The sequence below is a fragment of the Pseudomonas sp. R38(2017) genome (genome assembly GCF_002112395.1).
In the GTDB taxonomy this organism is placed as follows: Bacteria; Pseudomonadota; Gammaproteobacteria; order Pseudomonadales; family Pseudomonadaceae; genus Aquipseudomonas.
The window spans coordinates 413,939-427,232 of record NZ_NEHN01000001.1 but is presented as its reverse complement, the minus strand read 5'-3'; the positions used below and the strand labels follow the sequence as shown (position 1 = coordinate 427,232).

Here is a 13,294-nt window from a genome sequence, read left to right as displayed (position 1 = left end):
TTCGCCCCGTGAGCCAACCTTGCGGCATCGCCCCTGAAGGTCTATCAACAAGGCTTCATTCAATTCGAGTGCCTGTCATGACCAACCAGACCAATCGCCAGTTCCTGCTCGCCAAACGCCCAGTGGGCGCCGCCACCCGTGAGACCTTCACCTATCAGGAAGTACCGGTCGGCGAGCCGGCGGCGGGGCAGATTCTGGTCAAGAACGAATACCTGTCCCTCGATCCGGCCATGCGCGGCTGGATGAACGAAGGCAAGTCCTACATTCCGCCGGTGGGTCTGGGCGAAGTCATGCGCGCATTGGGCGTAGGCAAAGTCGTCGCGTCAAACAATCCGGGGTTTGCCGTCGGGGACTACGTCAACGGTGCCATTGGCGTGCAGGATTATTTCCTCGGCGAGCCAAGAGGTTTCTACAAGGTCGATCCGAAACTGGCACCGCTGCCGGTTTATCTGTCCGCACTGGGCATGACCGGCATGACCGCCTACTTCGCCCTGCTCGATGTCGGCGCACCGAAAGCCGGCGACACCGTGGTGCTGTCCGGCGCAGCGGGCGCGGTCGGCAGCATCGCCGGGCAGATTGCCAAGATCAAAGGCTGCCGGGTCATAGGCATCGCTGGCGGCGCTGACAAGTGCAAGTTCCTGATCGATGAACTGGGTTTCGACGGCGCCATCGACTACAAGAGCGAAGACGTACTGGCAGGCCTTAAACGTGAATGCCCGAAAGGCGTAGACGTGTATTTCGACAACGTCGGCGGCGACATCCTCGACGCGGTGTTGAGTCGTCTGAACTTCAAGGCACGCGTGGTGATCTGCGGCGCGATCAGCCAGTACAACAACAAGGAAGCGGTCAAAGGCCCGGCCAACTACCTGTCGCTGCTGGTCAACCGCGCGCGGATGGAAGGCTTCGTGGTGATGGATTACGCCGCACAGTACGCGAGCGCCGCCCAGGAAATGGCCGGCTGGATGGCCAAGGGTCAGCTCAAGAGCAAGGAAGACATCGTCGAAGGCCTGGAAACCTTCCCTGAGACACTGGGCAAACTGTTCAGCGGCGAGAACTTCGGCAAACTGGTGTTGAAGGTCTGAAAAACAAATAAGGGAGCCATCGGGCTCCCTTATTTGATGCTTCAGCAGTTCGCTCAGGCCAGTTCGGCAACCACCGAGGCCAGTGCCTTGGCCGGATCTGCCGCCTGGCTGATCGGACGGCCGATCACGAGATAGTCGGAACCGGCATCCAGCGCCTGACGCGGGGTCAGGATGCGACGCTGATCGTCCTGGGCGCTGCCCGCCGGACGAATCCCCGGGGTCACCAGTTGCAGCGACGGATGCGCGGTTTTCAGCGCAGTGGCTTCCAGCGCCGAGCACACCAGACCGTCCATCCCGGCCTTCTCGGCCAGCGCCGCCAGCCGCAACACTTGCTCCTGCGGCTCGATGTCCAGACCGATACCCGCCAGATCCTCACGCTCCATGCTGGTCAGCACGGTCACACCGATCAGCAACGGCTGCGGGCCGCTGCGTTTGTCCAGTTCTTCACGGCAGGCCGCCATCATGCGCAGGCCACCGGAGCAGTGAACGTTGACCATCCACACGCCCATCTCGGCGGCAGCCTTGACCGCCATCGCAGTGGTGTTGGGAATATCGTGAAATTTCAGGTCGAGGAACACTTCAAAACCCTTGTCACGCAGGGTGCCGACGATTTCCGAGGCACAGCTGGTGAACAGTTCCTTGCCCACTTTGACCCGGCACAGTTTCGGGTCCAACTGGTCGGCCAGCTTCAGTGCGGCGTCACGGGTGGGGAAATCCAGGGCGACGATGATAGGAGTCTGGCAGGCGGACATGGATGGGCTCTCAGGCAAGTCGAAATCGGCGCGCATTGTAGCGGAACCGGCGGCGGCGCGGCACCCGATGATCGGTAAATCGTCGCGCCGGACGTGATCAGCATAGCCTTGCAGGGTATTGTGTCGAAGCCGATACACAACCGACACGCCGACAACATGCGCCCGCGCTAGCCTCGCCAGCCGCAACATGTCCTTACAGCAGCCCTTCCCGCCTCACGGCCGGACGCCTATGCTGAAACCACAACCTCGCAGCCTATCTTTGTGGTTGGCGGCTTACTGGCAGATGAACAGCCTCATGCACAACTCCCTAGTCTCCGTGAATGAAGAGCAGAAAGACGACAAGCGCTGGAGCATCCGGGCACTGATCGTCGACGATGACGTGCCGATCCGCGAACTGATGATCGACTACCTGGCCCGTTTCAACATTCACGCCAGCGGCGTCACCGACGGAGCGGCCATGCGCCAGGCGATGCAGGCCGAACATTTCGACGTGGTGGTACTCGACCTGATGCTGCCCGGCGAAGACGGCCTGTCGCTGTGCCGCTGGCTGCGCGCCGAATCCGACATCCCGATCCTGATGCTCACCGCACGTTGCGAACCCACCGACCGGATCATCGGCCTGGAACTGGGTGCCGATGACTACATGGCCAAACCGTTCGAACCTCGGGAACTGGTGGCGCGAATCCAGACGATTCTGCGTCGGGTGCGCGACGACCGCACCGAACAGCGTGCGAACATTCGCTTCGACAACTGGCGCCTGAACAGCGTCCTGCGTCAGTTGATCGCCGACGACGGCCTGGTGGTGCCGCTGTCCAACGCCGAATTCCGCCTGCTCTGGGTGTTCATCGAACGTCCGCGCCGGGTGCTCAGCCGCGAACAGTTGCTGGACGCCGCCCGTGGTCGCTCAATTGAAGCATTCGATCGCAGTATCGACCTGCTGGTCTCGCGCCTGCGGCAAAAACTCGGCGACGACCCGAAAGCCCCACAGCTGATCAAAACCGTACGCGGTGAGGGTTATTTGTTCGACGCACGGGACATCGGCTGATGCGGTTGCGCTTCGACACGCTGTTCGGCCGCCTGTTTGGTGTGCTGTTCGTGGCGATCGTCCTGGCGCACCTGTTGGCTTTCGCTTGGTTCCACCATTACGGCCCGCCACCACCGCCTCCACCACCCGAGTTTTCTGAAGGAATGGACGGCCAACGGCCGCCGCCAGATCCGCGCTTCGCACGTCGTCCCCCGCGCCCATGGTTTGGCGGACCGCTGGTGCCGCTGACCTTTCAGTTCATCTCATTGATGATCGCGGCGTGGTACGGCGCCAAACTGCTGAGCCGGCCGATCCAGCGCCTGAGCGATGCTGCCGAACGCCTCAGTGAAAACCTCGACAGCCCGCCGCTGGACGAGTCCGGCCCGCGCGAAGCCCGCCAGGCGGCGCACACTTTCAACCTGATGCAGCAGCGAATTCGCGAACAGGTGCAGCAACGCGCGCGCATGCTAGGCGCCGTCTCCCACGACCTGCGCACACCGCTGTCGCGGTTGAAACTGCGCCTGGAAAAGATCGACGATGACAAACTGCAGGGCCAGATGCGTCAGGACCTGGACGACATGATCGGCATGCTCGACGCCACCCTCACCTACCTGCACGAACAACGCACCAGCGAAGCGCTGCAACTGATGGACGTGCAGGCGTTGGTCGAGTCCCTGTGCGAGAACGCCCAGGACCAGGGCGCCGACGTGCAGGTCAGCGGCCACTGCGCGCCCTTGCAGGTGCAGCCGATGGCTTTGCGTTCCTGCATCAACAACCTGATGGACAACGCCTTGCGCTACGCCGGGCAGGCACGCATCGAACTGCAGGATCAGCGCGAACAACTGCTGATCCGCGTCATCGACCACGGCCCGGGCATCGCCGTCGACAAACGCGAAGCCGTTTTCGAACCGTTCTTTCGTCTGGAAGGCTCACGCAACCGCAACTCCGGCGGCGTCGGCCTGGGCATGACCATCGCCCGGGAAGCCGCGCAACGCCAGGGCGGACAGTTGAACCTCGAAGAAACCCCAGGCGGCGGCCTCACTGCCGTGATTCGCTTGCCCCGCCACTGAAGCCGACTGTGTACCGCCCGGTACAAAATCCATATACCCACGACACCTCCCGCCTTGACGCTGCGTAAACCGGTACACAAACCGGTTTTCCAGCCCAAGGAGAGAGCCTGATGATCGGTAGCGTGAGCAACTACACGAGCTACACCAGCACCAGCACCAGCACCAGCACCAGCACCACGACGCAAAACACCCGCAGCCAGCAACTGCAAAAGGAACTGTTCGCCAAACTCGACAGCAACGGTGACGGCGCGGTGGATCAGGACGAACTGAACAGCGCCCTGTCGCAAAAATCCAGTGACGGTTTGCTGGTCAACCTGAGCAAACAATTCGGCGATCTGGACAGCGACAGCAGCGGCAGCCTCAGCGCCGAAGAAATGGCCGCCATGGCGCCACCGCCGCCACCCGACCACGTACAAGCCCCCAACACTGACCTGGCCGACGCCCTGATCAAAGCCCTGGACACCGATGGTGACGGCGCCATCAGCGGCGACGAACTGAGCAGCGGCCTGACCAGCGCCGGCAGCACCGCCGACAGCAGCAAAATTTTCTCCGCCCTGGACAAGAACAAGGACGGCGTCGTCAGCCAGGACGAACTCACTGCCAGCCTCACCCCGCCACCGCCACCACCTCGGGTTTCCGGTGACGAACTGTTCAGTCAGCTCGATGCGGACGGCGACAGCAATGTGACGGCGACCGAACTGAGCAGTGCGCTGCAGGCCAGCGACAGCACCTCGTCCTCCAACAGCGACACCAGCGCGGTGCTGCTCAAAGTGCTGGATAGCGACAGCAGTGGTGGCGTGAGCAGTGATGAATTGAAGGCCGCGTTACAGGCGGGACGCCAGCGTCCGAGCGATGAACAGACTGCCAGTACCTCTCAAACCACGACCGAAGCGTTGAACCGGATGATTGCCAATTTGAGCAAGCAGTATTCACTGGGTAGTACGGCGTCGGTGGGCAAGTATTTGAATGTGGCGACGTGAGGTAATCCAAAAACAGGATGAGCGTTAGCTCGACAACGCTTTTGTTCTTGATCCACCCGCCCCTTCGGAGCGAAGGAACCCGAGCCTGCGAGGGCCGAACGCCGGGGCGAGCGTTTTTTGCTTACTTTTTCAGGCGCTTGTAAAAAAGTGAGTCGCCGTAAGGGCGAAACCATAAGCCGCCGTTACCGAAGAAACGGATATGTACACAATTAACCCAGAGCCTGGCCGGCCCCAAGGCCGCCAAGCCCCACCGTCAACGCCGATCCTCAACCCGCCCCTGACTCTTGCTCCAATCCGTCAACAAACTATAAGCCACCGCCAAAAGCGTAGGCCCGATAAACAACCCGATAAACCCGAACGCAATCAACCCGCCAAACACCCCGAGCAACACAATCACCAACGGCAGATTCCCGCCACGGCTGATCAGATACGGCTTGAGCACGTTGTCCACGCCACTGATGATGAACGTCCCCCAGATCCCGAGAAACACCGCCATCCCGTACTCGCCCTTCCAGGCCAGCCAGGCCGTGGCCGGAATCCAAACCAGCGGCGGCCCCATCGGAATCAGACTGAGCAGGAACGTCACGATCCCCAGCACCAAAGCCCCCGGCACCCCGGCAATCAGGAACCCGATCAGCGCCAGGATCGCCTGCGCCGCCGCCGTACCGATCACCCCGTTCACCACCCGCTGCACCGTACCGGCCACCAGTTCGATGTAATACCCGGCACGGTCGCCGATCAAGCGCTCCAGCAGGCTGTGCACGAACGCCGCCAGCCGCGGCCCGTCACGGTAGAAAAAGAACACGAAGACAATGCTCAGGGTCAGCTCGAGAATCCCGCCGCCAATCTGCGCACTGCGCGCCAGCAGCCAGTTGCCCACCTGCCCCAGATAAGGCTTGAGCGACACCATCAGCGCCGCCCCCTGCTGATCGACACTGTTCCAGAAACCGACCAGCCGTTCTCCCACCAACGGAATCGTGCCGAGCCATGCCGGTGCTTCCGGCAGCCCGTCGACCTGCACATCCTTGATGAACACCGTGGCATCGCGCACATGATCGGCCAGATTGAAACCCAGCCATACCAGCGGTGCCGCCACCAGCAGCATCCAGCCCAAGGTCAGGATACCTGCTGCCAGAGACTCGCGACCGCCGAGCCAGCGCGTCAGCAGACGCATCAATGGCCAACTGGCGAATGCCAGCACCGCGCCCCAGAACAGCGCCGACCAGAATGGCGCCATCACCCAGAAACTGGCGCCGAACAACACCAGCAACAGGATCTGCACCAGCAGACGATCATTATTGGGCATGTGAAATCTCGAAAAAGTCAGTCAGGCAAAGAGTAGGCGAACACGCCGCGCGTGTCCGCCAGAGACACCTTATCGCAACAGATCGATGCGCAGGCCGGCACCTTCGACATTGCCGGTTTCCATCCGTGCCGCGCGCACACCCTGCGCGATCAGCGCCTGACGCCAGGCCTCGGCCTTGGGTCCGGAGACCGTCACCCGCAACGTAGTGTCGAGGTTCAGGCCACGGGACAGCAGACGCAGCCAGGTGTCGTCGGGATCGCCAGCCAGTTTCGGCAACTTCAGCTCACCGGTGTCTTTCAACTGACGCAACAGGGTCGCGGACGTCGGCAGCAGCTCCCCCAACGGCGTGGCGGCCTCGAACTGCTCGACATGCAGATAGGCTTTGCGATTGCCGCGAGTGATGCTGTACAGCGCCACCAGCGTGTTGTCGCGAGGTGCCGCAAGTCTCAGCAACAGATAGGCCTGCTGCTCGTCGGCGCCGTACAGCTTGGCATTGCCGAACACTTCGTTGGCCCACAGGCTGCTTTCGCCACAATCCCTGGCCTGACACCAGAACAACAGCTCGGCGTCCTGTTTTTGCAGGGCCTCGCGGGCGACGGTGAAGGCTTCGTTGGCGGAATGTTCGGGCGGCAATTCGTAGGTGACCGAGGTGGTCTGCCCCCGGGCACCGACCTGACCGTCGAAACGCAACTGGCCACTGATCTTGCGGATCGAGCCCATCGGGTAAATCCGCTCCAGCGTCACGGCCGGGCGATAGTCAACGATCTGCGCATCGGCCAGACGCGGCACGATCGGCAGATCCTGACTGCCCGGCAGGTCGGCAGCGAGCAACACGGGACTGAAACAGCACAGCGCCAGCAGACTGAAAGATCGCATGGACAGGCTCATCGGATCGGCATGGCCGGGGCGCCTTTCTGGCTATTCGGGTTCGCAGCGGTGTAGAAATCCATTGTGGTTGTCTCCCATTTCAACCCGCCCAGCCTCGACAGTTGCCCGGGGCAAGTCAAGGAATGGCGAAGAACCGATTGAAACAGTCTGCGACAAGAACCGCACCCGACTCGTCATTCAAATGCAGATGGTGCCCGCCCGGCAGCTGTTCCCGGCTAAAGGGTAGACGCTCCAGCAGCTCGGGATGTTTGGCCAGCATGCCATCGGCCGCCACCACCAATTGTGCAGGACAGGCAATGCGCTGGATGAAAGCCATCGCCTGCTCCTGAGTCAGACGCAGTGGCGATGGCAGGGTCAGACGGTTGTCGGTGCGCCAGGTGTAACCGCCGGGCACCGGCATCAGGCCGCGTTGCGCCAGCAGTTCGGCGGCCTCACGACTGACCGCCACCAGGCCTTTCATGCGCACTTCGATGGCCCGGTCGAGGGAGGCGTAGACCGGTTTGCGTTTTTCACGCAAATCAAGCTGTGCCTGAAGGGCCATGCCCATGCGTTCGGCGGCGTTTTCGCCTTTATCTGTAGGAGGAATCACCCCGTCGATCAATGCCAGATGGGTGATGCGCTCCGGCAACGACCCCGCCAGCACCAGCGAAACAATTGCCCCCAGCGAATGCCCGAGCAGACCGAAGCGCTGCCAGCCCAGTTGTTCGGCGACTTGCAGCACGTCATGGGCGTAGTCCCACAGCGCGTAACCTGCGCCGACCGGGCGATGCCCTGAGTGACCATGACCGGCCATGTCCAGCGCAACAATGCGCAAGCCTTTAAGCTTCGGCGCCAGGCGAGCGAAGCTGTTGGCATTATCCAGCCAGCCATGCAGGGCAATCACCGGCAACCCGTCTTCCGGGCCGAAAATGTGCGCTGCCAGTTCGATATGCGGCAGGCTCAGGCGCACTTCTTCGACCGACGGGCTCATGCGCAATCCTTGTGCTGGCGATTTTCCCAGCGAGAGAACAGGTTCTTCAGCAACTGCGCAGTATCCTGCGGCCGCTCAAGGGGAAACATGTGACCGCCAGGCACGGTCAGCGACTCGCCCTGAGGCAGACGCCCGACGAACCGGGTGTGATGGTTCATCACCACGCGACTCTTGTGCCCGCGCACCACCGCCAGAGGCACCTGAAGCTGTCGGGCTCGTCCGGGGCTGGTGTGCGGCACACCGCGATAGATGCTGATCTCGGTGGCAGGATCGAAGCGCAGGCGCAGCTTGTCGCCGACCTTTTGCAAGCCGTGTTGCAGGTAGGCGTCGAAGCACTCAGGATCGAAGCTTCGGAACAGCGTCTTGCCGGCAAAGTAGCTGCGGGCACTGTCGAGGTCGGCGAATTCTTCTCGTCGTCCCAAGGTGCGACCGGCCGGGGTGAGCTTATCGATGAAGCCAAAACGCTTGGCGGCACGGATCACCCATCGGTCGGTGCGCGTCAGCACCGGAGAATCGAGCATCACCACCCCGCGATACAGTTCTGGGCAACGTAGCGCAGCGTGCAGGTGCAGCATTCCGCCGAAGGAATGGCCAACGCCCCATACCGGCTCGTCCTGCTGTTGCAGGTGATGGATCAGCTCGTCCACCAGGTGGTACCAGTTGTCACCCGCCGGGAAACGCGGATCGTGGGCATGCTGCTCCAGATGCGTCACCCGGAACTCGGGCGCCAGCGCCGAGAACAGCTTGCCGTAGGTGCCGGAAGGGAAACCGTTGGCGTGGGCGAAGAAGATCGGTTGCGACATACGGGTAAATCCATGGGCGGTAAACGTGGCGTTGATTGTCCGTAAGACCACGCTTCACAGCAATGACCGTAACTGCCAGGAATGATGACAGTCCGGTCAGGGCTATGACGGATCGGTCAGCGCGCAGGCGGTTGCTCGCCCAGCGGCACCACGGCCATGGTCAACCGCGACACGCAACTGGCCTTGCCTTCATCGCTGGTCAGGCGGATGTCCCAGACGTGGGTCGTGCGACCGATGTGGATCGGTTTGGCCACCGCCGTCACCCGTCCGCTGCGCAGGCCGCGCAGATGGTTGGCGTTGATCTCCAGACCCACGCAATAAAACTTGCTGGCATCAATGCACAGATAGCTGGCCATCGAGCCGACGGTCTCGGCCAGCACCACCGAGGCGCCGCCGTGCAACAGGCCGTAAGGCTGGTGGGTGCGGTGGTCGATCACCATGCTGGCGGTCAGAGACTCTTCGTCGAAGGACTCGAAACGGATATCCAGCACTTCGCCGATGGTGTTTTTCTGGATGGCGTTCAACTGCTCGATGTTGGGGGTGGTGCGCCATAAGGTCATCGCAGGCTTCCTTTGTTGTTTTGATCGTCGCTCAATCCTGCCACAGCACCGCCTCGCTGCGCTCGCTCCATTCTTCGAAGCGCGCGCCGTAGGTGTCTTCGATGACATTGCGCTTGATCTTCAGGGTCGGCGTCAGGAAGCCGTTCTCCACCGCCCAACTGTCCTTGACCACCACCAGACGGCGCAGCCGTTCATGCTTGTCGAGGACCGCGTTGACCTCCTCCAGCAGCTTTTCCAGGCTCGAATGCAGTTGCGGTCGTGCGTCTTCATGCCCGGCTGCCGAGATCACACACAGGCCCAGCGGTGCGCTCAGACCATCGCCGACCACGCAGACCTGCTCGATCCGGGCATGCACGGCGAGGCGGTTTTCAATCGGTGCCGGAGCGACGTACTTGCCTTTACTGGTCTTGAAGATTTCCTTGAGTCGCCCGGTCAGGCGCAAGCGACCCTCGGCGTCCTGTTCGCCCTTGTCGCCGGTGCGCAGGAAGCCGTCGACGGTCAGGGTCTCGGCGGTTTTCTGCGGTTCCTTGAAATAGCCCAGCATGTTGGCCTGGCTACGCACCTGCACTTCGCCGGACTCGTCGATTCGCACCTCGACGTCAGGACACGGCCGGCCGATCCAGCCCTCCTTGTATTGCCCCGGCAGGCAGATGTGCGAATAGCCGCAGCTCTCGGTCATGCCGTAGACCTCCAGCACGTCGAGCCCGAGTTTCTGATACCAGCGCAACAAGGTCAGCGGCACCGGCGCCGCACCGGACAGCGCCACGCGCAGGGCATCCAGCCCTAACCCGGCCAGCACCTTGTGGCCGATCCGTTTGCCTATAAAGGGCAGACCGAGGAGAAAATCCAGGCGTTTCGCCGGGATCTTGCTGTAGACGCCCATCTGGAATTTGGTCCAGATCCTCGGCACGCCAAACATCGCCGTCGGCCGCGCCCGTCTCAGATCGTCGAGAAAAGTATCGAGACTCTCGGCAAAGAAAACGGTTTGCCCGGTATAGATCGACGCCAGCTCGACGAACATCCGTTCGGCCACATGACACAGCGGCAGATAGGACAGCAGCCGATCGTTTTCATTGAGGCCGAACAATTGCGTGCCGCGAGTCGTTGCGAATCCGAGGTTGGCAAAACTGTGCATCACGCCTTTGGGCAGGCCAGTGGTGCCGGAAGTGTAAATGATGGTCGCCAGTTGCTCGGCGGCAGGTCGCGGGTCGTCCTGGATCGGTGAATAACGTTGCAGGTCGCCCCAGTTGAAATCGAACTCGCCCGGTGGGTGCAGTGGCAGGCTGATGGTTGGCAGATCCGCCGGCACCCCGACCGACATCCCCGGCCAGTCATCCAGTTTGCCGATGAACGCCAGCACGCTTTCCGAATGAGTGAGGACCTGATTGACCGAGTCGGCTGTGAGATTGGGATAGAGCGGCACCGAAACATGGCCGGCCATCCAGATCGCCAGGTCGACGATGATCCAGTGGGCGCAGTTTTTCGAGATCAGCGCGATGTGGCTGCCCTGGGGCAACTCCCGGGAGCGCAGCCAGTGCGCGGCGCAGCGGGCCTGATGGCCGACGTCGGCCCAGGTCAGCGTCTCGACCTGCCCACCGCCGACGGGTTGCACCAGAAAGCGTTGGCGCGGGTGCCGGGCCTCGCGTTCGTAGAACACGTCCAGCGGTAATCGAAAAGCAGCAGACATGCGACTCGCTCCTTTCTTTTAGGGTTGGAGCAAGCGTAGCCAACCAAGCAAGTGCTTGGTTGACTATTTCATACAAAAAATTTCACGGATGCTTGAGGCTGTTGAGCGTCATCGAGCCGATCAGCAACTCGCTGTGCTCAAGCTCGGCAAGCCCGGCGGTGCTGACTTTTTCCGGCGGATAGCCGGCACCGTGTTGCAGGTAGCTGAGCAGATTTCCCACCAGCGGATTGTGACTGACCAGCAGCACATTGCTCACCGACACCAGTTGTTCGGCGACGCGGTCCGGATCGACTTCCGGGGTCAACCATTCGACTGTGCGGATCTCCGGTTCGAACCCCAGCGCCTCGCGCACCAGTTGCGCAGTCTGCTGTGCCCGCAGGTATGGGCTGGCGTAGATCGCCGTCAGTGGCTGGCCCATCAAGCGGGCCGCGCTGCTGAGCACTTCCTTGCGGCCATGAGCGGTCAGCTCCCGCTCGGAATCGGGGCGCGAGCCATAGGGCTCGGCCTCGCCGTGACGCAATACCCAGAGTTTAATAGCTTGGGTTCCTCATCCCGGGCCGGATGCGGTGCCGGCGCGACGACGTGTGGCGCTTCACCTTCCGGGGTACGCGGCGCCGGCCAGTCGGCGAACGGCCAGGGTTTCTGGTCGCTGTGGAAACTGCCGAACCGGCCGATCTGGGCCAGGAACTGGCTCAGGCTGTCGCCGAAATTCATCAGGCTGGCGCTCGGGGCGCCATAGATCAAACGATAGATCAGTTGCACCAGTACCACCGCGCCGAGGATGAACTGCGCCACCTGCCAGACCAGGATGTAGACGATCATCCACAACACCCGCAGCAGGATGGATTCGTACTTGGCTTCGGTTTTCGGATCGTTCATGTCTAGCTCCCCTGCCCTGAAATAAAAGGCAATCAGTTGAAACCACTGGTGGAAATGAAGTCGACGTCAGTCTTCGGCTCGGCGCGCATCAACAGGCCGATCACCTGTTCCAGCGTGCGCCCTTCGAACAGGATCGCGTGCAGCCCGGCGACCAGCGGCATGTACACGCCAACCTCCTGGGCCTTGGCCTTGAGCACTTTCAGGGTATTGACCCCTTCGGCCACTTCACCAAGACGCGAGACTGCTTCATCGAGGCTCAAACCCTGACCGAGTGCAAAACCGACCTGATAGTTGCGGCTCTTCGGCGACGAGCAAGTGACGATCAGGTCGCCGACCCCGGCCAGACCGAGGAAGGTCATCGGGTTGGCGCCCTGATTCACCGCAAACCGGGTCATCTCGGCCAGGGCGCGAGTGATCAGCATGCTCTTGGTGTTCTCGCCCATCTCCAGCGCCACAGCCATGCCGGCGATGATCGCGTAGACGTTTTTCAGTGCACCGCCCAGCTCCACGCCGAAGCGGTCGGCACTGGCATAGACACGGAAAGTGCGACCATGCAGCGCGGCCTGCACTTCTTTGCACAGTTCTTCGTCCTCACTGGCGACCACCGTGGCGGTCAGCGCGTGCTCGGCGATTTCCCGCGCCAGGTTCGGCCCGGACAGCACGCCGATGCGCGCCTGCGGGGCGATTTCTTCGAGGATCTGGCTCATCAGTTTGAAGGTGTGGGCTTCGATGCCCTTGGTCAGGCTGACCAGCATCTTGCCGCTCAGGCGCTCGGCATGCGCCGCCAATACCGTGCGCAGTGCGCTCGATGGCAACGCGACGAAGCACAACTCGCAGGCATCGAGGGTTTCCGGCAGGTCGGTGACGGCCGTCACGCCCGGCAGAATCTTGATGCCCTTGAGATAACGCGGGTTCTCGCGATTGACCCGGATGGCCTCGGCCTGTTCGGGGTCACGCATCCACTGCCGGACTTGATGGCCGTTCTCGGCCAACAGATTGGCCACGGCGGTACCGAAACTTCCGCCTCCCAGGACCGCAATCGGGCGCTGTTCAGTCATATGTAATCCGTTAATCCATACCAGTGGCGATGCGGGCATTATACGGAGCGGCCCCTTCTCGGACAGCCCCGGCGTCAATTACCCGCACTTGTAGGAAGAAGACCAATAAAACCGAGGAAAATGCCCGCAACGTGACTGGAAAAGTCACTGTCCTCGGTTAACATGCGCGCCAATTCTTTGCTATCAAGGCCGCGTCGTGTTTTCTGGCACTCCCTCCCCGCGTTCGTCCCTGCTG

The 13,294-nt window shown here is 61.9% G+C and carries 13 protein-coding genes and 1 pseudogene; 4 read left to right on the top strand and 10 right to left on the bottom strand.

The features are described 5' to 3' along the window. Positions 1 to 77: 77 nt before the first annotated feature. Positions 78 to 1,082: an NADP-dependent oxidoreductase gene (locus CAF87_RS02055; RefSeq protein WP_085730437.1), complete on the top strand. Its 1,005-nt coding sequence runs from the start codon at positions 78 to 80 to the stop codon at positions 1,080 to 1,082. A 53-nt stretch (positions 1,083 to 1,135) separates the two neighbouring features. On the opposite strand, the gene pyrF is transcribed toward CAF87_RS02055, so the two are convergent. After that, complete coding sequence (gene pyrF / locus CAF87_RS02050) at positions 1,136 to 1,834, bottom strand: orotidine-5'-phosphate decarboxylase (RefSeq protein ID WP_065258867.1); 699 nt, start codon at positions 1,832 to 1,834, stop codon at positions 1,136 to 1,138. A gap of 283 nt (positions 1,835 to 2,117) precedes the next feature. Here pyrF and CAF87_RS02045 point away from each other — a divergent pair, with 283 nt between their 5' ends. The 3 genes from CAF87_RS02045 to xopAW all read left to right on the top strand — a co-directional run bounded on the left by CAF87_RS02045 (position 2,118) and on the right by xopAW (position 4,908). Beyond that, complete coding sequence (locus CAF87_RS02045) at positions 2,118 to 2,879, top strand: response regulator (RefSeq protein ID WP_371850973.1); 762 nt, start codon at positions 2,118 to 2,120, stop codon at positions 2,877 to 2,879. Then, positions 2,879 to 3,928, top strand: a complete 1,050-nt coding sequence (locus tag CAF87_RS02040; protein ID WP_085730436.1) for an ATP-binding protein — start codon at positions 2,879 to 2,881, stop codon at positions 3,926 to 3,928. The genes CAF87_RS02045 and CAF87_RS02040 overlap by 1 nt, the downstream gene beginning before the upstream one ends. 110 nt (positions 3,929 to 4,038) lie before the next feature. Next, a complete protein-coding gene (xopAW, locus tag CAF87_RS02035) occupies positions 4,039 to 4,908 on the top strand; it encodes a XopAW family type III secretion system calcium-binding effector (protein WP_085730435.1) in 870 nt (289 codons plus the stop codon). A gap of 253 nt (positions 4,909 to 5,161) precedes the next feature. Here xopAW and CAF87_RS02030 read toward each other — a convergent pair whose 3' ends face one another. The 9 genes and pseudogenes from CAF87_RS02030 to CAF87_RS01990 form a co-directional block, all read right to left on the bottom strand. Next, positions 5,162 to 6,214: an AI-2E family transporter gene (locus tag CAF87_RS02030; protein ID WP_085730434.1), complete on the bottom strand. Its 1,053-nt coding sequence runs from the start codon at positions 6,212 to 6,214 to the stop codon at positions 5,162 to 5,164. A 69-nt stretch (positions 6,215 to 6,283) separates the two neighbouring features. Next, a complete protein-coding gene (locus CAF87_RS02025; protein ID WP_085730674.1) occupies positions 6,284 to 7,090 on the bottom strand; it encodes a DUF4892 domain-containing protein in 807 nt (268 codons plus the stop codon). A gap of 127 nt (positions 7,091 to 7,217) precedes the next feature. After that, positions 7,218 to 8,072: an alpha/beta hydrolase gene (locus CAF87_RS02020; protein WP_085730433.1), complete on the bottom strand. Its 855-nt coding sequence runs from the start codon at positions 8,070 to 8,072 to the stop codon at positions 7,218 to 7,220. Further along, complete coding sequence (locus CAF87_RS02015) at positions 8,069 to 8,875, bottom strand: alpha/beta fold hydrolase (protein WP_085730432.1); 807 nt, start codon at positions 8,873 to 8,875, stop codon at positions 8,069 to 8,071. Before CAF87_RS02015 ends, CAF87_RS02020 begins: the two co-directional genes overlap by 4 nt. Before the next feature lie 116 nt (positions 8,876 to 8,991). Beyond that, complete coding sequence (locus CAF87_RS02010; RefSeq protein ID WP_007957810.1) at positions 8,992 to 9,435, bottom strand: hotdog fold thioesterase; 444 nt, start codon at positions 9,433 to 9,435, stop codon at positions 8,992 to 8,994. 31 nt (positions 9,436 to 9,466) lie between these two features. Next, positions 9,467 to 11,122, bottom strand: a complete 1,656-nt coding sequence (locus CAF87_RS02005; RefSeq protein WP_085730431.1) for an AMP-binding protein — start codon at positions 11,120 to 11,122, stop codon at positions 9,467 to 9,469. Between the two features lie 82 nt (positions 11,123 to 11,204). Then, complete coding sequence (gene sixA / locus CAF87_RS02000) at positions 11,205 to 11,657, bottom strand: phosphohistidine phosphatase SixA (protein ID WP_007957806.1); 453 nt, start codon at positions 11,655 to 11,657, stop codon at positions 11,205 to 11,207. After that, positions 11,657 to 12,001: pseudogene (locus CAF87_RS01995) on the bottom strand (DUF4389 domain-containing protein); the annotation flags it as partial. The gene sixA and the pseudogene CAF87_RS01995, both read right to left, overlap by 1 nt. 32 nt (positions 12,002 to 12,033) lie before the next feature. After that, a complete protein-coding gene (locus CAF87_RS01990) occupies positions 12,034 to 13,059 on the bottom strand; it encodes an NAD(P)H-dependent glycerol-3-phosphate dehydrogenase (protein ID WP_085730430.1) in 1,026 nt (341 codons plus the stop codon). Positions 13,060 to 13,294 lie beyond the last annotated feature (235 nt).

Excerpts from the sequence above, each read along its gene's own strand:
- CAF87_RS02055 (WP_085730437.1), top strand. The coding sequence starts at position 78 with ATGACCAACCAGACCAATCGCCAGTTCCTGCTCGCCAAACGCCCAGTG.
- pyrF (WP_065258867.1), bottom strand. The coding sequence starts at position 1,834 with ATGTCCGCCTGCCAGACTCCTATCATCGTCGCCCTGGATTTCCCCACC.
- CAF87_RS02045 (WP_371850973.1), top strand. The coding sequence starts at position 2,118 with ATGAACAGCCTCATGCACAACTCCCTAGTCTCCGTGAATGAAGAGCAG.
- CAF87_RS02040 (WP_085730436.1), top strand. The coding sequence starts at position 2,879 with ATGCGGTTGCGCTTCGACACGCTGTTCGGCCGCCTGTTTGGTGTGCTG.
- xopAW (WP_085730435.1), top strand. The coding sequence starts at position 4,039 with ATGATCGGTAGCGTGAGCAACTACACGAGCTACACCAGCACCAGCACC.
- CAF87_RS02030 (WP_085730434.1), bottom strand. The coding sequence starts at position 6,214 with ATGCCCAATAATGATCGTCTGCTGGTGCAGATCCTGTTGCTGGTGTTG.
- CAF87_RS02025 (WP_085730674.1), bottom strand. The coding sequence starts at position 7,090 with ATGCGATCTTTCAGTCTGCTGGCGCTGTGCTGTTTCAGTCCCGTGTTG.
- CAF87_RS02020 (WP_085730433.1), bottom strand. The coding sequence starts at position 8,072 with ATGAGCCCGTCGGTCGAAGAAGTGCGCCTGAGCCTGCCGCATATCGAA.
- CAF87_RS02015 (WP_085730432.1), bottom strand. The coding sequence starts at position 8,875 with ATGTCGCAACCGATCTTCTTCGCCCACGCCAACGGTTTCCCTTCCGGC.
- CAF87_RS02010 (WP_007957810.1), bottom strand. The coding sequence starts at position 9,435 with ATGACCTTATGGCGCACCACCCCCAACATCGAGCAGTTGAACGCCATC.
- CAF87_RS02005 (WP_085730431.1), bottom strand. The coding sequence starts at position 11,122 with ATGTCTGCTGCTTTTCGATTACCGCTGGACGTGTTCTACGAACGCGAG.
- CAF87_RS01990 (WP_085730430.1), bottom strand. The coding sequence starts at position 13,059 with ATGACTGAACAGCGCCCGATTGCGGTCCTGGGAGGCGGAAGTTTCGGT.